This is a genomic window from Burkholderia sp. THE68 (genome assembly GCF_009938265.1).
Classification (GTDB): Bacteria; Pseudomonadota; Gammaproteobacteria; order Burkholderiales; family Burkholderiaceae; genus Caballeronia.
Map to the genome: position 1 here is coordinate 465,444 of NZ_AP022315.1, position 20,894 is coordinate 486,337.

20 protein-coding genes are annotated in these 20,894 nt (G+C 65.9%); 13 read left to right on the forward strand and 7 right to left on the reverse strand.

From position 1 onward, the window contains the following. The first annotated feature begins 115 nt into the window (after window positions 1-115). From BTHE68_RS02235 to BTHE68_RS02245, 3 genes are all read left to right on the forward strand, one after another. Entirely contained in the window at window positions 116-826 is a 711-nt protein-coding gene (locus BTHE68_RS02235) for a TerC family protein (protein ID WP_162064955.1), read from the forward strand. A gap of 134 nt (window positions 827-960) precedes the next feature. Further along, window positions 961-1,545 (forward strand): pilin, encoded by a 585-nt coding sequence (locus BTHE68_RS02240; protein ID WP_502710576.1) that lies wholly within the window; start codon window positions 961-963, stop codon window positions 1,543-1,545. 167 nt (window positions 1,546-1,712) lie between these two features. After that, window positions 1,713-3,521 carry a PglL family O-oligosaccharyltransferase gene (locus BTHE68_RS02245; RefSeq protein ID WP_162064957.1) on the forward strand — a complete coding sequence of 603 codons (1,809 nt, stop codon included), beginning with the start codon at window positions 1,713-1,715 and terminating at the stop codon, window positions 3,519-3,521. Between the two features lie 2 nt (window positions 3,522-3,523). On the opposite strand, the gene moaC is transcribed toward BTHE68_RS02245, so the two are convergent. Next, on the reverse strand, window positions 3,524-4,021 hold the full coding sequence (moaC, locus tag BTHE68_RS02250; RefSeq protein ID WP_162064958.1) for a cyclic pyranopterin monophosphate synthase MoaC: 498 nt from the start codon (window positions 4,019-4,021) through the stop codon (window positions 3,524-3,526). Window positions 4,022-4,198: 177 nt separating this feature from the next. Between moaC and BTHE68_RS02255 the strand changes: the two genes are divergently transcribed. Continuing rightward, the gene (locus tag BTHE68_RS02255; RefSeq protein ID WP_162064959.1) at window positions 4,199-6,214 is read left to right on the forward strand and encodes a M48 family metalloprotease; all 2,016 of its coding nucleotides are present in this window, start codon (window positions 4,199-4,201) and stop codon (window positions 6,212-6,214) included. Window position 6,215: 1 nt separating this feature from the next. On the opposite strand, the gene BTHE68_RS02260 is transcribed toward BTHE68_RS02255, so the two are convergent. The 6 genes from BTHE68_RS02260 to BTHE68_RS02285 form a co-directional block, all read right to left on the reverse strand. Next, window positions 6,216-6,794 (reverse strand): DUF2946 family protein, encoded by a 579-nt coding sequence (locus BTHE68_RS02260; RefSeq protein WP_162064960.1) that lies wholly within the window; start codon window positions 6,792-6,794, stop codon window positions 6,216-6,218. 6 nt (window positions 6,795-6,800) lie between these two features. Continuing rightward, the gene (locus BTHE68_RS02265; protein WP_162064961.1) at window positions 6,801-7,883 is read right to left on the reverse strand and encodes a YheT family hydrolase; all 1,083 of its coding nucleotides are present in this window, start codon (window positions 7,881-7,883) and stop codon (window positions 6,801-6,803) included. A 36-nt stretch (window positions 7,884-7,919) separates the two neighbouring features. Further along, window positions 7,920-8,366 carry a nuclear transport factor 2 family protein gene (locus tag BTHE68_RS02270; RefSeq protein WP_162064962.1) on the reverse strand — a complete coding sequence of 149 codons (447 nt, stop codon included), beginning with the start codon at window positions 8,364-8,366 and terminating at the stop codon, window positions 7,920-7,922. A 191-nt stretch (window positions 8,367-8,557) separates the two neighbouring features. Further along, the gene (gene waaF, locus BTHE68_RS02275; RefSeq protein ID WP_061172902.1) at window positions 8,558-9,631 is read right to left on the reverse strand and encodes a lipopolysaccharide heptosyltransferase II; all 1,074 of its coding nucleotides are present in this window, start codon (window positions 9,629-9,631) and stop codon (window positions 8,558-8,560) included. Window positions 9,632-9,752: 121 nt separating this feature from the next. Continuing rightward, window positions 9,753-9,950, reverse strand: coding sequence for a zinc-finger domain-containing protein (locus BTHE68_RS02280; protein ID WP_162064963.1), 198 nt, complete (start codon window positions 9,948-9,950; stop codon window positions 9,753-9,755). A 65-nt stretch (window positions 9,951-10,015) separates the two neighbouring features. Further along, on the reverse strand, window positions 10,016-10,936 hold the full coding sequence (locus BTHE68_RS02285; RefSeq protein WP_087130887.1) for a branched-chain amino acid transaminase: 921 nt from the start codon (window positions 10,934-10,936) through the stop codon (window positions 10,016-10,018). Window positions 10,937-11,282: 346 nt separating this feature from the next. Between BTHE68_RS02285 and BTHE68_RS02290 the strand changes: the two genes are divergently transcribed. The 9 genes from BTHE68_RS02290 (at window position 11,283) to BTHE68_RS02330 (ending at window position 20,880) form a co-directional block, all read left to right on the forward strand. Further along, a complete protein-coding gene (locus BTHE68_RS02290) occupies window positions 11,283-12,050 on the forward strand; it encodes an AzlC family ABC transporter permease (protein WP_162066750.1) in 768 nt (255 codons plus the stop codon). After that, on the forward strand, window positions 12,047-12,370 hold the full coding sequence (locus BTHE68_RS02295; protein ID WP_162064964.1) for an AzlD domain-containing protein: 324 nt from the start codon (window positions 12,047-12,049) through the stop codon (window positions 12,368-12,370). The genes BTHE68_RS02290 and BTHE68_RS02295 overlap by 4 nt, the downstream gene beginning before the upstream one ends. 396 nt (window positions 12,371-12,766) lie before the next feature. Continuing rightward, complete coding sequence (locus tag BTHE68_RS02300; RefSeq protein WP_162064965.1) at window positions 12,767-13,957, forward strand: phosphoglycerate kinase; 1,191 nt, start codon at window positions 12,767-12,769, stop codon at window positions 13,955-13,957. A gap of 349 nt (window positions 13,958-14,306) precedes the next feature. Then, window positions 14,307-15,743: a pyruvate kinase gene (gene pyk, locus BTHE68_RS02305; RefSeq protein ID WP_162066751.1), complete on the forward strand. Its 1,437-nt coding sequence runs from the start codon at window positions 14,307-14,309 to the stop codon at window positions 15,741-15,743. A gap of 220 nt (window positions 15,744-15,963) precedes the next feature. Further along, complete coding sequence (gene fba, locus BTHE68_RS02310) at window positions 15,964-17,028, forward strand: class II fructose-bisphosphate aldolase (RefSeq protein WP_162064966.1); 1,065 nt, start codon at window positions 15,964-15,966, stop codon at window positions 17,026-17,028. A 124-nt stretch (window positions 17,029-17,152) separates the two neighbouring features. Next, window positions 17,153-18,043, forward strand: a complete 891-nt coding sequence (locus BTHE68_RS02315; RefSeq protein ID WP_162064967.1) for a phosphoribosylaminoimidazolesuccinocarboxamide synthase — start codon at window positions 17,153-17,155, stop codon at window positions 18,041-18,043. An 18-nt stretch (window positions 18,044-18,061) separates the two neighbouring features. Further along, complete coding sequence (purE, locus tag BTHE68_RS02320; protein WP_162064968.1) at window positions 18,062-18,574, forward strand: 5-(carboxyamino)imidazole ribonucleotide mutase; 513 nt, start codon at window positions 18,062-18,064, stop codon at window positions 18,572-18,574. Window positions 18,575-18,641: 67 nt separating this feature from the next. Next, window positions 18,642-19,829 (forward strand): 5-(carboxyamino)imidazole ribonucleotide synthase, encoded by a 1,188-nt coding sequence (locus BTHE68_RS02325; protein ID WP_162064969.1) that lies wholly within the window; start codon window positions 18,642-18,644, stop codon window positions 19,827-19,829. Window positions 19,830-19,848: 19 nt separating this feature from the next. Then, window positions 19,849-20,880 (forward strand): L-threonylcarbamoyladenylate synthase, encoded by a 1,032-nt coding sequence (locus BTHE68_RS02330; protein WP_162064970.1) that lies wholly within the window; start codon window positions 19,849-19,851, stop codon window positions 20,878-20,880. Window positions 20,881-20,894 lie beyond the last annotated feature (14 nt).

Consider the following 20,894-nt stretch of genomic DNA (forward strand, 5'->3'; position numbering starts at 1 on the left):
GGGTTTGGTACTCTTACTGATTCCTTTCGCAAAACTCTGAAAACCGCCCGATGAAAAGCGAGGGAGCGTTGCTTCCTCGCTTTTTTATTTTGGCGACAGATTCTCAATCTGCTCCATGCTCGAATTCTTTTCTACGCTCCATTGGGGCGCGGTCGTTCAGATCATCGTGATCGACATCCTGCTCGGCGGCGACAACGCCGTCGTGATCGCGCTCGCCTGCCGCAATCTGCCCGATCGGCAGCGCACCCGCGGCATCGTGCTCGGCACGCTGGGCGCGATCCTCTTGCGCGTGGTGCTGATTGCGTTCGCGGTGATGCTGCTCGACATTCCGTTCCTCAAGTTCGTCGGCGGCGTGCTGCTGCTGTGGATCGGCGTGAAGCTGATGCAGCCGGATCACGACGAGCATCAGATCAACGCGTCGGACCGGCTGTGGGCGGCAGTGAAAACGATCGTCATCGCGGACGCGGTGATGAGTCTCGACAACGTGATCGCGATCGCGGGCGCGGCAGAGGCCGCCGATCCGCAGCATCGGCTTGCGCTGGTGATCTTCGGGCTCATCGTCAGCATTCCGCTCATCGTGTGGGGCAGCACGCTGGTGCTGAAACTGCTCGATCGCTTCCCGGCGGTCGTGCTGGTCGGCGCGGGCCTGCTCGGGTGGATCGCGGGCGGCCTCATCATCGACGATCCGTTCATCGACCGCTGGCCCGCGCTCAATACAGAACTCGTGGGCTATGCGGCGCGCGTCGGCGGCGCGCTGTTCGTCGTCGCCGTGGGATGGCTGCTCAAGCGCCGCGCGCTCGCCGACGTCAATCGCGCGGCGGGCTGATGCGCTAGCGTCGGCGCACATGCCTAGGCCGTTCGGCCGACTGTTGCACGTTGCATGCACTGAATACGATCGAAGCGTCCGTCCGCATTGCGCGGCGGGCGCTTTTCGTACTTCTGGGAGCAGCAATGACGACGATGGTTTGTGGTTTCAGCGCACCGCGCGGACGGCGCGTATTGAGCTGGATGTGTCGCGCCAAAGAGGCGGCGGCGCGAGGCTTCACCTTGATCGAATTGATGATCGTGCTCGCGATCGTCGGCGTGATCGCGGCCTACGCGATACCCGCATATCAGGACTATCTGGCGCGAAGCCGCGTAGGCGAGGGCATGGCGCTCGCGGCGCCGGCGCGGCTCGCGGTGGCGGAGAACGCGGCGAACGGCGTCGATTTCGCGGGTGGCTTCGTGGCGCCGCCGGGCACGCGCAACATCGAGTCCATTCGCGTCGACAGCGACAATGGCCAGATCACGATCGCCTACACGACGCGCGTCGCGCCCGATGGCTCGAACACGCTCGTGCTCGTGCCCTCGACGCCCGACAACGCCGAGACCCCGACCGCGCGCGTCGCGCTCAGCCGTGGGGCGGTGCAGGCAGGATCGTTGACGTGGGAGTGTTTCGCGGGCGCGAAGACGCAATCGTCGCTGCCCGCGCCGGGTGCGGGCCCGATGCCGGCGCAGGCGCCGACCTTGCCGGCCAACCTCGCACCGCCCGAGTGCCGCACGTAAGCGGTGCGAGAGAGCTGGGCGCGGCGGCAGCATTTACAGCGCCGCCGCGCATCCCCGGCGTCGTTTTTGCGCGAAAGGCAGCGATTTCGTAGCAAATCCAGCCGTTCGCCGGACAGCGCGGGCAAAGTTTTGTATAGTGCGCCGGTTGCCGACGTTCCCTGTCCCTCATGCCTTCCCAATACGCGCGCTTTCTCTGCTTTGCCGTCCTGTGTCTTGCGTTGACGATTCCTTTCGGGGTCGTCAACCACACGTATCCGATTCCGACTTTCTACGCCGAATACAGCGCGCTTGCGCTTTATCTGGCGCTCGGCGCGACGGTCGCGCTGCTCGTGCGGGTATCGGAGCCGAAGGTGCCGTTCGCGTCGCCGGTCGTCGCGCTGATGCCGCTCGCGTTCGGCGTGTTGCTGGTCGCGCAGACGGTGTTGCTGCCGGTCGCGCAACCATCGATGAACTGGCTCGGCGGCGCGTATCTGCTCGCATCGTTCGTCGCCGTGCATACGGGCTTCGGCTTCGTGCGCGCGGGACTTGCGGAGAAGACGCTGCGCATCGGCGCGGCGGCGCTGATGGTCGGCGGCCTGTTCGCCGTCTTCTGCCAGATCGTGCAGTTGCTGCATCTCGAAGTGAAGTTCACGCCCTTCGTGGTGGCGTACAACGTGATGGTCGAGCGGCGTCCGTTCGGCAACATGGCGCAGGCGAATCACCTGGCGACTGTCATCGCGTTCGCGCTGGCCGGTGCGCTGTATTTCGTGCAGACGCGGCGCTTGCCCATCGTGCTGTGGCTGATCCTGTCGGCGGTGTATTCGCTCGGGCTCGCGCTTACGGTATCGCGCGGGCCGTGGCTGCAGACGGCGGTGATCGTCGTCGCCGGTTTCTGGATGGCCTTCGTGCTGGGCCGGCCGGTCGCGTCGGAAGGCTTCGACGGTCCGGGCCGGCGCGACGCACGCGCGTGGCTCGTCCCGGTTCTGCTCGCGATCGTGTTTTTCGCGGTGAATGCGGCGGTGCGCTGGGCGAACCTGCGCTACGACTTCGGGCTTGCCCAATCGGCGGCGGAGCGCATGCAGGAAGCGAGTCAGATCGCGCCGCGTCTCGCGCTCTGGAAGTACGGCTGGACGATGTTCAAGACGCATCCGCTGCTGGGCGTCGGCTGGGGCGAGTTTCCGCGCTATCAGTTCGATCTCGTGCGCGATCTGGGCGGCGTCGAGATTGCGAACAATGCACACGATATTTTCATCGATCTGCTGGCGAAAACAGGCGCGCTCGGCGTGGCGATTCTGGTCGCGGGCGTCGTGTTCTGGCTGATTCGCGTATTGCGCGCGCCGCAGACGCCGGCGCGCATTTTCGGGCTCTCGCTGCTCGGCGTGCTGATGATGCACGCGCTCGTCGAATATCCGCAGCAGTACATGTTCTTCCTGATGCCCGCGATGCTCGTCATCGGTTTGCTGGAGACGCGTCCGTTGCGGCTCGTCGCGCGGCCGCTGTCGTATGGCGTCTATGTCGTGCTCGTGCTCGGCGGCCTCGCGGCGCTGTATCCGACGATGCGCGATTACAACCGCGCCGAAGTGCTGTACTACGGCTCGCGGCCGGCTGAGCAGTATCGCGACAATCCGTCGTTCCTGTTCACGGCGTGGGGCGAATACGGCGCGGCGACGCTGTTGCCGATCAACGCGCAGAACGTCGAAGAGAAGCTGGCCGCGCACCGCAAGGCGATTGCGCTGTTACCCGGCGAGACCGTGTTGCGGCGATATGCGGTGCTGCAGGCGCTCGCCGGGCAACGCGACGAGGCGCTCGACACGATGGCGCGTCTCAAGATCTTCGCGACGCAACTGCACGACTGGCCGAAGCAGCTGTTGGCCGTCTACGATCTGGCCGACGAAGCGGGCAAGCCGCTGGCGTCGTTCAAGGCGGATCTGGTGAAGCGCTATGGCGTGCCGTTGCCGGATCAGGCGCCGTCGGCGGACGATGATGAGGAGGAGTGAGGTCAGGGTGCCGGCGATGCGTGATCTTCCGCCACCCAATCCCCCGACTTTCCCCCATGCTTCTCCATCACCTTCACATTGGTGATGGTCATCCCCCGATCCACCGCCTTGCACATGTCATAGATCGTCAGCAATCCGACCTGCACCGCGGTCAGCGCTTCCATCTCCACACCCGTGCGCCCGACTGTCTCCACGCGCACTTCGCAATGCACGCCGGGCAGCGTTTCATCGATCGAAAAATCCACCGCGACGCGCGTGAGCGCCAGCGGATGACACAGCGGAATCAGATCGGCCGTGCGCTTCGCGCCCTGAATCGCGGCGATGCGCGCGACGCCGAGCACGTCGCCTTTTTTCGCGCGGCCTTCGCGGATCAGGGCGAGCGTGCCTTCGAGCATCGCGATCGAGCCGCGCGCCACGGCGACTCGCCGCGTTTCGTTCTTCGCGCCGACATCGACCATGTGCGCCTCGCCGGCGGCGTCGAAATGGGTGAGTCCGGACATAGCGTCTCCTTCGAATGGGCGCCTATCATACCAGCGTGAATTCGCGCGATTTTTCGCGAAACGTCGCGGGCCGGGGCAACGCACGGCCGGCACGCGACGTCCCACGCGCAACACTTGATACGATAAGCTCGTTCAAGTTTTCGAGCCGAACATCGTTCGCCGCGCCGGTTTCGCGCCATGCATTCGACACGTCCGAGCCGTGTGCTCGTCTTCCTGCTGAGCGTCACCCTCGCCATGCCGCCCGCGGCGCTGGCGCAATCGAGCTCGCCCTCCGCAAGCTCGACCGGCACGCTTGCCGCCTCGCAACTGCGCTCGTCGCAGGAAAAAGCGGGCGGCGAACTGCCCGCTAACGTCGCGGAAGGCGTGTTCGGCGTCTATGGCGGCGCCGAAAGCCGCTTCGCGAACCGCCCCGGCACGATGTCCGGCCTGCGCGCGCCGCTCGCGTCGATGCAGCTTCCGGAACTCGGCGACGGCTCCGGCGGCTCGCTCACGCCGCAAGCCGAACGCAAAATCGGCGAGCGGATGATGCGCGAAGTGCGCGCCGATCCCGACTATCTCGACGACTGGCTGCTGCGCGACTACCTCGACTCGATTTCGTCGAAGCTTTCGGCCGCAGCCGCCGTGCAGTATCTCGGCGGCTATCGGCCCGATTTCGACCTCTTCGCCGTGCGCGATCCGCAAATCAACGCGTTTTCGATGCCGGGCGGTTTCATCGGCGTGAACACCGGGTTGATCGCGGCGACGCAGACGGAATCGGAACTGGCGTCGGTCATCGGCCACGAAATGGGTCACGTGCTCCAGCGACACATCGCGCGGATGCTCGGCACGCAGGAAAAAAGCAGCTACGCCGCGCTCGCCGGCATGCTCGCCGGTCTGCTCGCGGGCCTGCTCGCGCACAGCGGCGACCTCGGCATGGGCCTCGCGATGGGCGGCCAGGCGTTCGCCGTCGACAACCAACTGCGTTTCTCGCGTGCGGCCGAGCACGAGGCCGACCGCGTCGGTTTTCAGATGCTCACGGCCGCCGGCTACGATCCCTACGCGATGGTCGCGTTCTTCGAACGCCTCGACCGTTCGACGATGGCCGATAACGGCGTGCCGCCCTACGTTCGCACGCATCCGCTCACGACCGATCGCATCGCCGATATGGAAGGCCGCGCGCGGCGCGTGCCGTACCGGCAGCCGCGTCAGTCGGCGGAGTATGCGTTCGTGCGCGCCCGCGCGCGCGTTCTGCAGGTGAATTACGCGAGCGATTATCGCGAGGTCGCGAGCCGGCTCAGATCGGAAATCGAGGACCAGACGGCGCTCAATCCGGCGTCGAACTGGTACGGCATCGCGCTCGCGCAATCGCTGACGGGCGACTTCGCCGCGGCCAACGATGCGCTCGCGAAGGCACGCAAGCTGTTCGAGGGCGAAGAGGCGAGCGCGGCGGCGGCATCGGCGCAGGTTCAGCAGGAAGATCGCGTGCGCGCGTCGAAGGAGACCGTCGCAAGCGCGCCGCCCGTGACGCCACGCAAGAGCGGCGAGCCATCGCTGCGCAACGCCGACGCTTCGATGACCGTCACGCCGCTCAACAATGCACGCGCGCCGCTGAGCCTCGGCCACGCGCCGCAGCCCGAGGCGACACCCGCGAAGCCGTCTCGCGCCGGCAGCGACATCGCGCTGCCGCCGGTTCACGTCGAGGGCCGAACGGCGGCGGCATCGGCGCCGGCGCCCAAACCGCAGCCCGTGCCGCCGGCGCTGCGCAGCACGCCGAGTCTCGACGTGCTCGCCGCCGACATCGCGCGCCGCGCGGGCCGCAACGACGACGCGATTCGCCTCGCGGACATCGCGCAGAAGCGCTGGCCGGAATCGCACGCGGCCATCGACGTGCATCTGCAGGCGCTGCTGAGCGCGCGCCGTTTCGCGGAAGCGCAGACGCTCGCACGCCACGAAACGCGTGCCGAACCGACGCGCGCCGATTGGTGGCTTTATCTCGCGCAGGCGAGCGCCGGCCTCAACGATCCGCTGCAACAGCATCAGGCAATGGCCGAGAAATTCGCGCTGGACGGCGCGTGGCCATCGGCGATCCGGCAACTGAAGGAAGCGCGCGACGTGAAGAGCGCGAGCTTCTACGAACTCTCGACGATCGCCGCGCGCCTGCGCGATTTCGAGACGCGCTACAAGGAAGAGCGCGAGCTGGAGAGGAACGGCTGAGTCAGCCGTGCGACGCGGCGCGCGCGGCAGGACTCGCGACGAAGCCGAAGCGCGTGGCGACGTCGGCGCGGGGGATCGGCTGCACGGGCAGATCGACGCCTTCGCGCCAATGGAACACGCCGCTCTTGCCGGCGTCGTCGAGCGACGCGTGATCCGCGAACAGTTCGAGATCGTGGTCGTGCAGCGCGGCCACGCGGGTAGTCGATGCATCGGCGAACAGGATGCCGCCTTCGTCGTCGATCCACGCCTGCGCGGGCTCGAACGCCGCGCCGGCCTGATCGGTCAGGCGCAACGCGCCGTCGAGCTCATGCAGGCGCACGATCCACGGCGTGTAGACCAGTTCCACGTACACGCGCTGCGGACCGTTCTGAAAGAACCACTGGCCGTCGGCGTCGCTTTCGTAATTGCGGTTGATGAAGCCGAGCAGCGCTTCATGCCGGATCGGCGCACCCAGTTCGCCGGCGGCTTGCGCCGCGTCGTCGCGCATGCGCCACTGGCCGCGCCGGTCGAGCAGCAGCCAGCCCGTGCAATGCGGAACGTTGGGCCATTTGGCGAGCGCCTGCTTGACGATTTCATCCATGATCGTTCACGAAACGAAGTTCTCCAGATAACCGAACACGCGCAGCGACAGCCAGTCGATCCGGCCCGGGAACGGTCCCGTCATGAAGCCGACGTGCCCGCCGTGGTTCGGCTGATCGAGCGTCACGCGCGTCGATACTTCGGCGAGCGAGGGCAGCGCGAACTCGGGCAGGAACGGGTCGTTGCGCGCGTTCAGCAAGAGCGCCGGCACTTCGATGTGCTTCAGATGCGCGCGCACGGTCGCCGTCGACCAGTAGTGATTGGTGTCGCGAAAGCCGTGCAGGGGCGCGGTGACGACATTGTCGAACTCGTACAGCGTGCGCGCGGCGAGCACGGCGTCGCGGTCATACAGACCGGGATACTGGCCGAGTTTCGCGAACGCTTTCTTCTTGAGCGATTTCAGGAAGCTGCGCGTATAGACCAGGCCGAAGCCCTGCGAGATCGCGAGGCCGCCCGCGTGGACGTCGAGCGGCGCGGAGATGGCGGCGGCCGCGCTGACGATCGATGCATCGCTGCCGCGCTCGCACAGCCAGTGCAAGAGCACATTGCCGCCGAGCGACACGCCCGCCGCAACGATCGGCCCGCGATGCGCTTTCGCGAGCCGCCGCAGAATCCAGTCGATTTCGGCGCTGTCCGCGAGATGGTAGAAGCGCGGCAACAGATTGAGCGGGCCGCTGCAACTGCGAAAATGCGGCACGACGCCGTGCCAGCCGCGCGCGCGGGCGGCGGCCATCATCGTGCGGGCGTAGTGGGAGTCGGAGTTGCCTTCGAGGCCGTGGAACAGCACGAAGAGCGGGGCGTTCGCGGCCGGTTGATGGTTGGGATCGGCGGGATCGTGTGCGAGAAAGTCGAGATCGATGAAATCGCCGTCCGGCGTGTTCCAGCGCTCGCGCCGGTAATTCACGACAGGCTTGCGGCCGAACAACGCCGGAACGATGGTCTGCGCGTGGCTCGTCGGCAGCCAGCGCGGCGCGTTGTAGAGCCATTCCGAACCCGGCACCGCGAGCTCGCGCACGGTTGCCTTCAGTGCCACGGCGGGCGCTTTGTCCACGAACGACGAATCGTGTTTCATCAACGGATCGCGCTTCATGGCCCCTCCCCGACAGACGTCTTCTTCAGATCTGCTTCAGTGCAGCGGTCCCTGACCGTGACGCAGCTTGGCTGCGAACTGGCCTGCCGTTTCCATCGGCATCTCGCTCGCGTGAATATGCGCGATGCGCCACTCGCCGCGCTCATGGACCATCACGTAGGTCGTGTAGATCATGCGCGGCGTGCTCGCCGGTTTGGCCGGCTGATGCGCCTCGGCGATCGCATACACGACCGTGCCCAGGCTGTCGTACACGCGGATATCGAGCGGCTCGATGGTCACGGGCTGCGTTTCGAATTGCTTGCCGAGACCGGCGCGGATGCTGTCCAGCCCGTGCAGATGCGTGCCGTCCGCGCAGACGCAGGTAGCGAACTCCTCGTCGATCCACAGCGACATCACACTGTCGATGCTGCTGTCCGCGACTGCCTGATAGTAAGCGTTGAGAGTATCGGCGGCGGCTTCGAAGAGGCGGGCGAAACGTGGCATGGCTCGTGGGTCTCTGGCATTCGGTGCTCGGCGCCGCGCCAGGCCGCTTCCAGGCGGGGCGATGGTACGGCGCGCTGCATCGGTCATTGGTCAAAGCATGCCCCCGTTCGGAGACATTCGCGTGTCCGCACCCGCACACACGGCTCGAAACCGTCGATATGCTCACGCGTTTTCGACGCGTGAGCGCAACATCAGCGATGCGCGAGCAGCATCCCGCGCAAATCGCCGAAGACCTGTTCGGCCGAGAGTTCGCGAAGGCAGTTCAGATGACCGAGCGGACACTCGCGGGCAAAGCACGGACTGCATTCAAGATGCAGCCATTGTACCTTTGCGAGATCGGACAAGGGCGGCGTGTGGCGCGGATCGGTCGAGCCGTAGACCGCGACGAGCGGCCGGCGCGACGCCGCCGCGACGTGCATCAGGCCGGAATCGTTGGTGACCACCGCGCTCGCCCGCGAAATCAGCGCGCACGCCTCGCCGAGCGAGGTCTGGCCGCACAGGTTGCGCACCATCGGCGCGCGCTCCGCGATGGCCTGCGCGATCGGCGCATCCTTCTTCGAACCGAGCGCGATGATGCGCGCATACGGAAACGACTGCGCGATGAACTGCGCCAGCGACGCGAAATGCTCCGGCGGCCAGCGCTTGGCCGGGCCGTACTCCGCGCCGGGACAGAACACGACGAGCGGCGTGCGCGTATCCAGATTGAAGCGCGTCGAGACGCGCGCGGCTTCGTTCGGATCGGCTTCGAGGCGCGGCACCGGCAGCGTCTGCGCGTCGGGCTGCGCGGCGGCATCGGGCTGGGCGAACCTGTCGACGAACGGCAGCTTCGCGCCCGGCGCGTAGGCGAGGGCGGCGTAGTGCGCGGTCATCGGCGGGCGCTCGGACTTCGGCGGATTCGCGTGCCGCACGTTGAGCAGCCCGTAACGGCTCTCGCCCTTGTAACCGATGCGCAGGTTGATGCCCGCCATCCACGGGATCAGCGCGGATTTGACGGAGTTGGGCAGCACGTAGGCGGCGTCGTAGCCGACATCGCGCAAGTCGCTCGCGAGCTGCCAGCGGCGCAGCAGTTGCAGCTTGCCGTGGGCGAGGTCCGTCGCGTAGACGTCGCGGATCTCGGGCATGCGCTCGAGCACGGGCGCGACCCAGCCCGGCGCGACCGCATCGATCGCGATACGCGGATGGAGCTTGCGCAAGAGCGTGAAGAGCGGTTGCGCCATCAATGCGTCACCGATCCAGTTCGGTGCTATAACCAGCGCACGGCGCATCTGTCGTATCCGATCTCAAAATGAACGCGGCCCGCCGCCTTGGGGCGGGCCGTCGATTGTGGTGGGTCTGCTGTGCGCCGTTTGTCACGGCGCGGACGGGCAGGGCGGTGACGCCCCGGGTTCAGTGACCGCCCTTTACCACTTCGCCGTCTTTCAGCTTGTAGCGCGTGCCGCAATACGGGCAGCGCGCTTCGCCGTGCGTGACGTCGATGAACACGCGCGGATGCGTGCTCCAGCGCTGCATCTTCGGGTTCGGGCAGAACGCGGGCAGATCCTTCGCGGACAATTCCACCAGCGGCATTTCCTTCAGGTCGCTCATTGCTATCTCTTTTCTGATGTCCAGCGGGCGGCGAGCGTTCGGCTCGCCGCGTTGCAGGAGGTCGATTAAACCTTCGCGAGCCAGCTCGCGTACTTCTCGTTCTTGCCGCCGACGGCGTCGAAGAACGCGCTTTGCAGCTTTTCCGTGATCGGGCCGCGCGCGCCGGAGCCGATCGTGCGGTTGTCGAGCTCGCGGATCGGCGTGACTTCGGCGGCGGTGCCGGTGAAGAACGCTTCGTCGCAGGTGTAGACCTCGTCGCGGGTGATGCGCTTTTCGATGACCGGAATGCCGAAGTCGCGCGCCAGCGTGATGACCGTGTCGCGCGTGATGCCGTCGAGGCACGAGGCGAGATCCGGCGTGTAGATCTTGCCGTTGTTCACGAGGAAGAAGTTCTCGCCGGAGCCTTCGGACACGTAGCCATCGACATCGAGCAGCAGGGCTTCGTCGTAACCGTCGGCGACGGCTTCCTGATTCGCGAGAATCGAATTCACGTACCAGCCGGACGCCTTCGCGCGGACCATCGACACATTCACGTGATGGCGCGTGAACGACGACGTCTTCACGCGGATGCCCTTGGCGAGGCCGTCTTCACCGAGATACGCGCCCCACGGCCACGCGGCGATGGCCACGTGGATCGTGTTGCCCTTGGCCGAGACACCGAGCTTTTCTGAACCGACCCAGATGATCGGGCGGATGTAGCAGCTTTCGAGATTGTTCGCCTTGACGACTTCCAGTTGCGCGGCTTCGAGCGTGGCGGCGTCGAACGGGACGTCCATCTGGAAAATCTTCGCCGAATTGAGCAGGCGCTTGGTGTGTTCCTTCAGGCGGAAAATGGCCGTGCCCTGCGCGGTCTTGTACGCGCGCACGCCTTCGAATACGCCCATGCCGTAGTGCAACGTGTGCGTCAGAACGTGGATCTTGGCATCACGCCAGTCGATCAGCTTGCCATCCATCCAGATCTTGCCGTCGCGGTCGGCCATTGACATACGGTTCTCCTAGCTGTCTCGTTCAAGTGGGTTTCGGCAGGCCGCCCGCGTTCTGAAGGGCGGCGGCGCCCGGCGCGCTTTCTTGGGCGGAATTCCTGGGGGAAGACGCGCGGCGAGGGCGCAAAGGCGGCGAAAGACCGTCATTTTAGCGTCTTTTCGCGACGAAACCGATCTTGGCGCGTCTTTCACGACGCTATAATTTCCCTTTCGCCGTCCGCTGAAAAGAGCGGAGTGAAACGGCGAAGCCCATCGTTCCCGATTTTCCCGGTTTTTCCCGATCCATCGCGCAATCGATCGAGGCCGCGCGATGGCGTCACGGGTTGTCCCGTTCGCCTCGCATTCGCTCATGCTCGACCGGCTGTCCGACACGAATCGCCGCGCATTTCTCGAGGGCGTGCGCACCTTCTCTCCCGCCGTCCTGGCGACGTTCTCCTGGGGCCTCGTCACCGGCATCGCGATGACGAAGTCCGTGCTGACCGTGCCGCAGGCGCTCGGCATGTCGTTCGCGGTGTACGCGGGCTCGTCGCAGCTCGCGGTGCTGCCGCTCTTCGCCGCGAAGCTGCCGCTCTGGACCGTGCTGCTGACCGCCGCGATGGTCAACCTGCGCTTCGTGATCTTCAGCGCGGGGCTCGCGCCGCACTTTTCCTATTTGTCCCTGAGGCGGCGTCTGCTGCTCGGCTATTTCAACGGCGACATCATCTATCTGATGTTCTCGAAACGAAATTTCCCGGTCGGCTGGCAGCCCGGCAAGGAGGCCTTCTTCTGGGGGCTGGCGGTGTCGAGCTGGTGTTCGTGGCAGCTTTCGTCGGTGCTCGGGATTCTGCTCGCGAGCCTGATTCCAGATAACTGGGGGCTCGAACTCGCCGGCACGCTCGCGCTGATTCCGCTCATCGTCTCCGCGATCGCGACGCGCTCGACGCTCGCGGCGGTCGCCGTCGCGAGCGTCGTTGCGCTGCTCGCGTTCGATCTGCCGTATCGCTTCGGCTTGCCGCTGGCGGTGTTCGCGGCGCTGTTCGCGGGTACGCTCGCCGATATGATCGCCGAGCGCGTCGCGCCGAAGCCTGCCGCCCAAGCCAAAGGCGACAAGCCCGCCGCCACGAGGCCCCTGCGATGAGCACGCTGCAGATCTGGCTCGCGATCCTAGGCATGGGCGTCGTCACGGCGGTGACGCGCGCGCTCTTTCTGGCGGGCGGCGAGCGCACGGTGCTGCCGCCGCGCGTGCAGCGCGTGCTGCGCTATGCGCCGGCCGCGGCGCTCGCGGGCGTCGTGGTGCCGGATCTACTCGTGACGCCCGCGGGCATTTCGATTGCGCTGTCGAATCACGCGCTGTGGGCGTCGGCGGCCGGGCTCGCCTATTACTTGTGGCGGCGCGGCATGATGGGCACGATCGTCATCGGCATGCTGGTGTTCACGCTGCTGCGGCTTGCCGCATGAGCGCGGGAGCGGACGAAGCGCGCGCCGAACCAAATACGCGTCATCAACGATTGCCCGCTAAAAGCGGGCGGGGTGATCGGTTAAAATGACGGTCTTTCCCCGAGTGAGCGAGGTCGAAAGTGTCTCCGGCAGTCACCGCGCTACAGTTGCCCAATCTTCCGCTCCCGGCTGCATCGACGCGCCCGAGCGCGGTTGGCGCGCATCTCCGGATTCATCTGTCCGATCCCTTTCTCCCGCTTCCCGCACGCGCGTTCGGCTTCACCGCGCGGCCATCACCCCCAGCCTGATCCGCGCGCGAGCCGTCCTGCCCGGCGGCCCGCGCGCGGCGACTCCACGAACCGGCCGGCCCCGACGGCCATCCCCGCCCGAACCGCTTCATTCTCTACGTTGACTCCCATGACGAAAGTACTGCGTTTCACCGATCTGATCGCCGAAGGCAAAGTCGCCGGCAAGCGTGTGTTCATCCGCGCGGATCTCAACGTGCCGCAAGACGATAACGGCAACATCACCGAAGACACGCGCGTGCGGGCCTCGGTCCCGGCGATCAAGGCCGCTCTCGACGCGGGCGCGGCCGTGATGGTCACGTCCCATCTGGGCCGCCCGACCGAAGGGCAGTTCAAGCCGGAAGACTCGCTCGCGCCGGTCGCGGCGCGCCTGTCGGAGTTGCTCGGCCGCGATGTGCCGCTCGTCGCCGACTGGGTCGACGGCGTTCAGGTCCAGCCGGGCAATGTCGTGCTGCTGGAAAACTGCCGCTGCAACAAGGGCGAGAAGAAGAACGATGACGGCCTCGCGCAGAAGCTCGCGAAGCTTTGCGACATCTACGTCAACGACGCATTCGGCACCGCGCACCGCGCCGAAGCCACGACGCACGGCATCGCGAAGTACGCGCCTGTCGCGTGCGCCGGCCCGCTGCTGGCCGCCGAACTCGACGCGCTCGGCAAGGCGCTCGGCAACCCGAAGCGTCCGCTCGTCGCGATCGTCGCGGGCTCGAAGGTATCGACCAAGCTCACCATCCTGAAGTCGCTCGCCGAGAAGGTCGATCAATTGATCGTCGGCGGCGGCATTGCGAATACGTTCATGCTGGCGTCGGGCCTCAAGATCGGCAAGTCGCTCGCGGAGGCCGATCTCGTCAACGAAGCGAAGGAAATCATCGAGCAGGCGCGCACGCGCGGCGCATCGGTGCCGATTCCGAGCGATGTCGTCACCGCGAAGGAATTCGCCCCGACCGCGAAGGCGGAAACCAAGCCCGTCGCGGATGTCGCCGACGACGACCTGATTCTCGACATCGGCCCGGACACGGCCAAGGCGCTCGCCGCTCAACTCGAAACGGCCGGTACGATCGTGTGGAACGGCCCGGTCGGCGTGTTCGAGTTCGACCAGTTCGGTAACGGCACGAAGACGCTCGCGCAGGCGATCGCCGATTCGTCGGCGTTCTCGATCGCGGGCGGCGGCGACACGCTCGCGGCCATCGCGAAGTACGGCATTCACGACAAGGTGAGCTACATCTCGACCGGCGGCGGCGCGTTCCTGGAGTTCCTGGAAGGCAAGAAGCTGCCTGCGGTCGAAGTGCTCGAGTCGAGGGCTTAAGGCCTTGGCGGCCCGAGGCAATCCGGCGAAAGAAGGAAAGAAAGGCGCGCCAGCAGCCGGCGGCGCGCAGGACGATGTGACGCAAGACGCGATCGATGCCGCCGCCGAGGCCGCATTGGCCATCGCGGAAGCGGCGCAACCCGATCCGGCAGTACCCGAAGGCGAAACCGCAATACCGCAGACGCCTCCGGTCATCATCGGCGGCATGCCCGCCCATGCCCTGAAAGATATCGACAAAGCGACGCCGGCACGAACCGGCGCGCGCGCGCAACCGGTGAGCAATACCTCATCGCAAGCGCAACGTGCTCGCAGCGTTGTTACGGGCGATCCTACTGAGACGAGGAATTCCATGCATCGCGCTACAAAGATTGTTGCCACCATCGGCCCGGCTTCCACGAGCCCTGACATCCTGCTGCAAATGTTGCAGGCGGGCCTCGACGTCGTACGCTTCAACTTCTCGCACGGCACCGCCGACGACCACCGCCAGCGCGCCGAAATCGTTCGTGACGCGGCGCGCCAGGTCGGCCGCGAAGTCGCGATCATGGCGGACCTGCAAGGCCCGAAGATCCGCGTCGGCAAGTTCGAGAACAACAAGACCATGCTCGTCGCGGGCAATCCGTTCATCCTCGACGCCAACTGCACGCTCGGCAGCAACGAGCGCGTCGGTCTGGACTACAAGGATCTGCCGCGCGACCTGCGCGCGGGCGACGTGCTGCTGCTCAACGACGGCCTCATCGTGCTGGATGTGACGCGCGTGATCGGCGAGGAAATCCACACCATCGTGAAGGTCGGCGGCGAGCTGTCCAATAACAAGGGCATCAACCGCCAGGGCGGCGGGCTGACTGCGCCCGCGCTGACCGAGAAGGACATGGAGGACATCAAGACGGCGATGTCCCTCGGCGCGGACTTTGTCGCGGTGTCGTTCCCGAAGAACGCGACCGACATGGAAATGGCGCGGCAACTGGCGAACATCGCGGGCGCACCGTACGGCATCAAGCCGAAGATGATCGCGAAGATCGAGCGCGCCGAGGCCATCCCGGCGCTGCAGGGCATTCTCGACGCATCCGACGGCATCATGGTCGCGCGCGGCGATCTCGCGGTGGAAGTGGGCAACGCGGCGGTGCCGGCTCTGCAAAAGCGCATGATCCGCATGGCGCGCGAGTCGAACAAGCTCGTGATCACCGCCACGCAGATGATGGAATCGATGATCCACGCGCCCGTGCCGACGCGCGCGGAAGTGTCGGACGTGGCGAACGCCGTGCTCGACGGCACCGACGCCGTGATGCTGTCCGCCGAGACCGCAGCGGGCAAGTATCCGGTGACGACCATCGAAACGATGGCCGCCATCTGCGTCGAAGCGGAGAAGTCGGAAGAGTCGCAGCTCGATCGCGATTTCCTCGACCGCACGTTCACGCGCATCGACCAGTCCATCGCGATGGGCGCGCTCTTCACCGCGTTCCATCTCGGCGCGAAGGCGGTGGTCGCGTTGACGGAATCCGGCTCGACGGCGCTGTGGATGTCGCGTCACTGGACCCACGTGCCGATCTTCGCGCTGACGCCGCGCGTGTCGAGCGAGCGCACGATGTCGCTGTACCGCAACGTGACGCCGCTGCACGTCGATACCAACATGGACCGCGACGCCGCGCTGAATCAGGCGCTCGAAGTGGTCGTGTCGAAGGGTTATGCGGCGCGCGGCGACATGGTCGTGCTGACCGTCGGCGAGCCGATGGGTCAGGCGGGCGGCACCAACACGCTGAAGATCGTGCGTGTCGGCGACCATATCTGACCGTCGTCAGTAATAACGAGAAAGATGCGCGGTCAAGGGCCGCGCGGTTTGTCGCAGTTCCGTGAGCGCTCGCCGTGCCGGCAACGGCGAGCGCCACAACGAGCGCGCAGGACGACGCAGCTTGCCGGCGTCAGTCCAAGCAACGATTAAGCCGAAAACCGCCCGAGAGCGGAATCGAGCGCGCTGCAGAATTCGTTTCACATCATGGAGTTTCACCACAATGCCTCTCGTATCAATGCGTCAACTGCTGGATCACGCAGCCGAACACAGCTACGGCCTCCCGGCATTCAACGTCAACAATCTGGAACAGGTGCAGGCGATCATGGCGGCCGCGCACGAAGTGAACGCGCCCGTCATCATGCAGGCGTCGGCAGGCGCGCGTAAGTACGCGGGCGAAGCGTTCCTGCGCCATCTGATCGAAGCGGCGGTCGAGTCGTATCCGCATATTCCGGTCGTGATGCATCAGGATCACGGCCAGTCGCCGGCGGTGTGCATGGCCGCGATCCGCTCCGGCTTCACCAGCGTGATGATGGACGGCTCGCTCGAAGCCGACGGCAAGACGGTGGCGTCCTACGAGTACAACGTCGCCGTGTCGAAGCAGGTCGTCGAGTTTTCGCATTCGATCGGCGTCACGGTCGAAGCGGAACTGGGCGTGCTCGGCTCGCTCGAAACCATGAAGGGCGACAAGGAAGACGGCCACGGCGCCGAAGGCACGATGACGCGCGAGCAGCTTCTGACCGACGTCGAGCAGGCCGCCGACTTCGTCAAGCAGACGCAGTGCGATGCCCTGGCGATCGCCATCGGCACGTCGCACGGCGCGTACAAGTTCTCGAAGAAGCCCACGGGCGACATTCTCGCGATCGACCGCATCCGCGAAATCCACCAGCGCATTCCGAACACGCACCTCGTGATGCACGGTTCGTCGTCGGTGCCGCAGGAACTGCTCGCGGAAATCCGCGAATTCGGCGGCGACATGAAGGAAACCTACGGCGTGCCGGTCGAAGAGATTCAGGAAGGCATCAAGCACGGCGTGCGCAAGGTGAACATCGACACCGATCTGCGCCTCGCGATCACCGGCGCGATCCGCCGCTATCTGTTCGAAAATCCGTCGAAGTTCGACCCGCGCGATTACCTGAAGCCCGCGCGCGAGGCGGCGAAGGAAATCTGCCGTCAGCGCTACATGCAGTTCGGCTGCGAAGGCATGGCCGGCAAGATCAAGCCGGTTTCGCTCGACAAGATCGCCGAGAAGTACAAGTCCGGCGCACTCGCGCAGATCGTGAAATAAAGCGCGGTCGATTTGTAAAGTAAAATCAACGGGTTCCGGGTTCGGAGCCCGTTCGCATTTCTTTTCCCCGCGCCGGAGGTCCGAGCGCGGGTTTCACCATTTCAGTCCTTCTCGGTACATGACGATGTCCACGCTATACGAATCCACGATCAAATCGCTGCCGCTGCTCGGCCGCGGCAAGGTCCGCGACAATTACGCAGTCGGTCAGGACAAGCTCCTGATCGTGACGACCGACCGCCTTTCCGCATTCGATGTCGTCATGGGCGAGCCGATTCCGAACAAGGGCCGCGTGCTCAACACGATGGCCGATTTCTGGTTCGAGAAGCTCGGCCACATCGTGCCGAACCACAACACGGGCGTCGATCCTTCGACCGTCGTAGCCGCCGACGAAGTCGAACAGGTGAAGGGCCGCGCGGTCGTCGTGAAGCGTCTGGAACCGATTCTCGTCGAAGCCGTGGTGCGCGGCTATCTCGCGGGCAGCGGCTGGAAGGACTATCAGGCGACCGGTTCCGTGTGCGGCGTCGAATTGCCGCCGGGCCTGCAGAACGCGCAGAAACTGCCCGAGCCGATTTTCACGCCGGCGGCGAAGGCCGAAATGGGCCATCACGACGAAAACATCACCTACGATGAGATGGAGCGCCGCATCGGCACCGAGCTGTCGGCGACCATCAAGCGCATCTCCATCCAGTTGTACAAGGAAGCGGCCGAGTACGCGGCGACGCGCGGCATCATCATCGCGGATACGAAGTTCGAATTCGGTCTCGACAACAAGGGCGAGCTGTATCTGATGGACGAAGTGCTGACCGCCGATTCGTCGCGCTTCTGGCCCGCGGACGGCTATCAGGTCGGCACGAATCCGCCGTCGTTCGACAAGCAGTTCGTGCGCGACTGGCTCGAAACGCAGACGTGGAAGAAGGAGCCGCCCGCGCCGAAGCTGCCGGACGACGTGATCGCGAAGACGTCGGAGAAGTATCAGGAAGCGCTTCAGCGTTTGACCGGCAAGACGCTCGACTAAGCAGAGGAAAGCAGTTCGATGACCAAGGCAGCGCACACGCATGAAACGCCGCTCGTCGGCGTGTTGATGGGTTCCAGCTCCGACTGGGACGTGATGAAGAACGCGGTCGCGATTCTTCAGGAATTCGGCGTGCCGTACGAGGCGAAAGTCGTCTCGGCGCATCGCATGCCGGACGAAATGTTCGCGTACGCCGAAAGCGCGCGTGAGCGGGGCGTGCGCGCGATCATCGCGGGCGCGGGCGGCGCGGCGCATCTGCCGGGCATGCTCGCCGCGAAGACCACGGTGCCGGTGCTCGGCGTGCCGGTGGCGAGCAAGTATCTGAAGGGCGTCGATTCGCTGCATTCGATCGTGCAGATGCCCAAGGGCGTGCCGGTCGCGACCTTCGCCATCGGCGAGGCGGGCGCGGCGAACGCGGCGCTGTTCGCGGTGTCGCTGCTGAGCGTGACGGACGCCCGTTACGCGGAGGCGCTCGCCGCGTTTCGCGTGAAGCAGAATCAGGCGGCGCGGGACATGGCGCTGCCGCCGCTCTGATGGCCCGGCGCGCGGACCGCGCGTCGCTCCATCGCCGATGCCCACAGCCAGCCACCCAAGCCCCACGATGAACCCACACAACTCCCCGATTTCTCCCATCCTGCCGGGCGCGTGGCTCGGCATGGTCGGCGGCGGCCAGCTTGGCCGCATGTTCTGCTTCGCCGCGCAATCGATGGGCTATCGCGTCGCCGTCCTCGATCCGGACGAGACGAGCCCCGCGGGCGCGGTCGCGGATCGCCATATCCGCGCCGCCTACGACGATAAAAACGCGCTCACCGAACTCGGCCGCTTGTGCGCGGCGATATCGACTGAGTTCGAGAACGTGCCGGCCGCGAGTCTCGAATTTCTCGCGTCGTGCACGTTCGTCAGTCCGGCTGCGGGCTGCGTGGCGATCGCGCAGGACCGCGTCGCGGAAAAGCGCTTCATCGCGGCATCGGGCGTGCCGGTCGCGCCGCATGTCGTGATCGAATCGGCGCAGGCGCTCGCCGCGCTCCCCGATGAGAAGATCGCGGCCGTGCTGCCGGGCATTCTCAAGACCGCGCGCCTCGGCTACGACGGCAAGGGGCAGTTGAGCGTGCGCAATGTCGCGGACGTGCGCAACGCGTATGCGTCGCTCGCGGGTGTGCCGTGCGTGCTGGAAAAGCGCATGCCGCTCAAGTACGAAGTCTCCGTGCTGATCGCGCGCGGCGGCGACGGCAAGTCCGCCGTGTTCCCGCTCGCGCAGAACGTGCACGTGAACGGCATTCTCGCGAAGACGGTCGTGCCCGCGCCGGACGCATCGGATGCGCTGGTCGCGCAGGCGCAGGACGCCGCGCTCACCATCGCGGCGAAGCTCGGTTATGTCGGCGTGCTGTGCGTCGAATTCTTCGTGCTGGAAGACGGCACGCTCATCGCCAATGAAATGGCGCCGCGTCCGCACAATTCCGGCCACTACACGGTGGATGCCTGCGCGACGAGCCAGTTCGAGCAACAGGTTCGCGCGATGACCGGCATGCCGCTCGGCGACACGCGCCAGCATTCGCCCGCCGCGATGCTGAACCTGCTCGGCGATATCTGGTTCGATGGCAACAAGGCGCGCGCGCCCGCCTGGACGGAAGTCGCCGCGATGCCATCGGCGCGGCTGCACCTGTACGGCAAGGAAGAGGCGCGCCGGGGCCGCAAGATGGGCCACATCAACTTCACGGCGGCGACGCTCGAAGAAGCGCGCACGGCGGCGCGCGACTGCGCGCGCATGCTGCATATCCCGCTCGACTGAGTTTTTTGCCGTAGAAGCAATGACCATCATCTATCCGAGCGTCGCGCAGATCGACGAAGCCGCCGCCTTGCTCGATGCCGGCGAACTCGTCGCGTTTCCGACCGAAACGGTCTACGGACTCGGCGGCGACGCCGAGAATCCGGACGCCATCGCGCGCATCTATGCGGCGAAGGGCCGGCCGGCGAATCATCCGGTGATCGTGCATCTCGCGCCCGAGGCCGACCCGGGCTACTGGGTGCGCGAGCTGCCCGCCGATGCGCACAAGCTCATCGATGCGTTCTGGCCCGGGCCTTTGACGCTGATCCTCAAGCGCGCGGCACATATTCCGGCGGCGGTGAGCGGCGGACAGGATTCGGTGGGCGTGCGGTGCCCGTCGCATCCGGTCGCGCAGCAGTTGCTGTCGGCGTTTCATGCGCTTCGTCTGGGTAGCGGCAAGCAGGGCGGCGTGGCGGGGCCTTCGGCCAACCGGTTCGGCCATGTCAGCCCGACGACCGCGCAGCACGTGCGCGATGAGTTCGGCAGCGCGGTGCATGTGCTCGATGGCGGGGCGGCGGATGTCGGCATCGAATCGACGATTCTGGATCTGTCGCGCGGTTTTCCCGCGTTGTTGCGGCCGGGGCATGTGAGTCCGCAGCAGATCGCGGACGTGATCGGGATTGCGCCGCGTTTGCCGGATGGATCGGACGCGACGGCGCCGCGCGCGTCAGGGACGTTGAAGGCGCATTACGCGCCGCGCACGCCGCTCGCGCTGCTGCCGTTCGAAACGATCGAGCCCCTCATCGCCGCGCAGGATCGCGCGAGCGGGAAGAAGATCGCGCTGGTCGCGCGGGCGTCGCGGGCGGGCGAGTGGGCGCACGCGGCGAACGTGCATTTCGTGGCCGCGCCGGAAGATCCGCAGAGTTATGCGCGTGATTTGTATGGTTTGTTGCGCGCGCTGGATCGGGCGAATGTCGAGCGGATTCTGATCGAGCGGTTGCCGGAGACGGTGGAGTGGATCGCGGTGAATGATCGGCTGGGGAGGGCTGCGGCGGCGTTTGAGGCGGAGGAGTGAGGATGTGTAGGGTT

Excerpts from the sequence above, each read along its gene's own strand:
- BTHE68_RS02235 (WP_162064955.1), top strand. The coding sequence starts at position 116 with ATGCTCGAATTCTTTTCTACGCTCCATTGGGGCGCGGTCGTTCAGATC.
- BTHE68_RS02240 (WP_502710576.1), top strand. The coding sequence starts at position 961 with ATGGTTTGTGGTTTCAGCGCACCGCGCGGACGGCGCGTATTGAGCTGG.
- BTHE68_RS02245 (WP_162064957.1), top strand. The coding sequence starts at position 1,713 with ATGCCTTCCCAATACGCGCGCTTTCTCTGCTTTGCCGTCCTGTGTCTT.
- moaC (WP_162064958.1), bottom strand. The coding sequence starts at position 4,021 with ATGTCCGGACTCACCCATTTCGACGCCGCCGGCGAGGCGCACATGGTC.
- BTHE68_RS02255 (WP_162064959.1), top strand. The coding sequence starts at position 4,199 with ATGCATTCGACACGTCCGAGCCGTGTGCTCGTCTTCCTGCTGAGCGTC.
- BTHE68_RS02260 (WP_162064960.1), bottom strand. The coding sequence starts at position 6,794 with ATGGATGAAATCGTCAAGCAGGCGCTCGCCAAATGGCCCAACGTTCCG.
- BTHE68_RS02265 (WP_162064961.1), bottom strand. The coding sequence starts at position 7,883 with ATGAAGCGCGATCCGTTGATGAAACACGATTCGTCGTTCGTGGACAAA.
- BTHE68_RS02270 (WP_162064962.1), bottom strand. The coding sequence starts at position 8,366 with ATGCCACGTTTCGCCCGCCTCTTCGAAGCCGCCGCCGATACTCTCAAC.
- waaF (WP_061172902.1), bottom strand. The coding sequence starts at position 9,631 with ATGCGCCGTGCGCTGGTTATAGCACCGAACTGGATCGGTGACGCATTG.
- BTHE68_RS02280 (WP_162064963.1), bottom strand. The coding sequence starts at position 9,950 with ATGAGCGACCTGAAGGAAATGCCGCTGGTGGAATTGTCCGCGAAGGAT.
- BTHE68_RS02285 (WP_087130887.1), bottom strand. The coding sequence starts at position 10,936 with ATGTCAATGGCCGACCGCGACGGCAAGATCTGGATGGATGGCAAGCTG.
- BTHE68_RS02290 (WP_162066750.1), top strand. The coding sequence starts at position 11,283 with ATGCTCGACCGGCTGTCCGACACGAATCGCCGCGCATTTCTCGAGGGC.
- BTHE68_RS02295 (WP_162064964.1), top strand. The coding sequence starts at position 12,047 with ATGAGCACGCTGCAGATCTGGCTCGCGATCCTAGGCATGGGCGTCGTC.
- BTHE68_RS02300 (WP_162064965.1), top strand. The coding sequence starts at position 12,767 with ATGACGAAAGTACTGCGTTTCACCGATCTGATCGCCGAAGGCAAAGTC.
- pyk (WP_162066751.1), top strand. The coding sequence starts at position 14,307 with ATGCATCGCGCTACAAAGATTGTTGCCACCATCGGCCCGGCTTCCACG.
- fba (WP_162064966.1), top strand. The coding sequence starts at position 15,964 with ATGCCTCTCGTATCAATGCGTCAACTGCTGGATCACGCAGCCGAACAC.
- BTHE68_RS02315 (WP_162064967.1), top strand. The coding sequence starts at position 17,153 with ATGTCCACGCTATACGAATCCACGATCAAATCGCTGCCGCTGCTCGGC.
- purE (WP_162064968.1), top strand. The coding sequence starts at position 18,062 with ATGACCAAGGCAGCGCACACGCATGAAACGCCGCTCGTCGGCGTGTTG.
- BTHE68_RS02325 (WP_162064969.1), top strand. The coding sequence starts at position 18,642 with ATGAACCCACACAACTCCCCGATTTCTCCCATCCTGCCGGGCGCGTGG.
- BTHE68_RS02330 (WP_162064970.1), top strand. The coding sequence starts at position 19,849 with ATGACCATCATCTATCCGAGCGTCGCGCAGATCGACGAAGCCGCCGCC.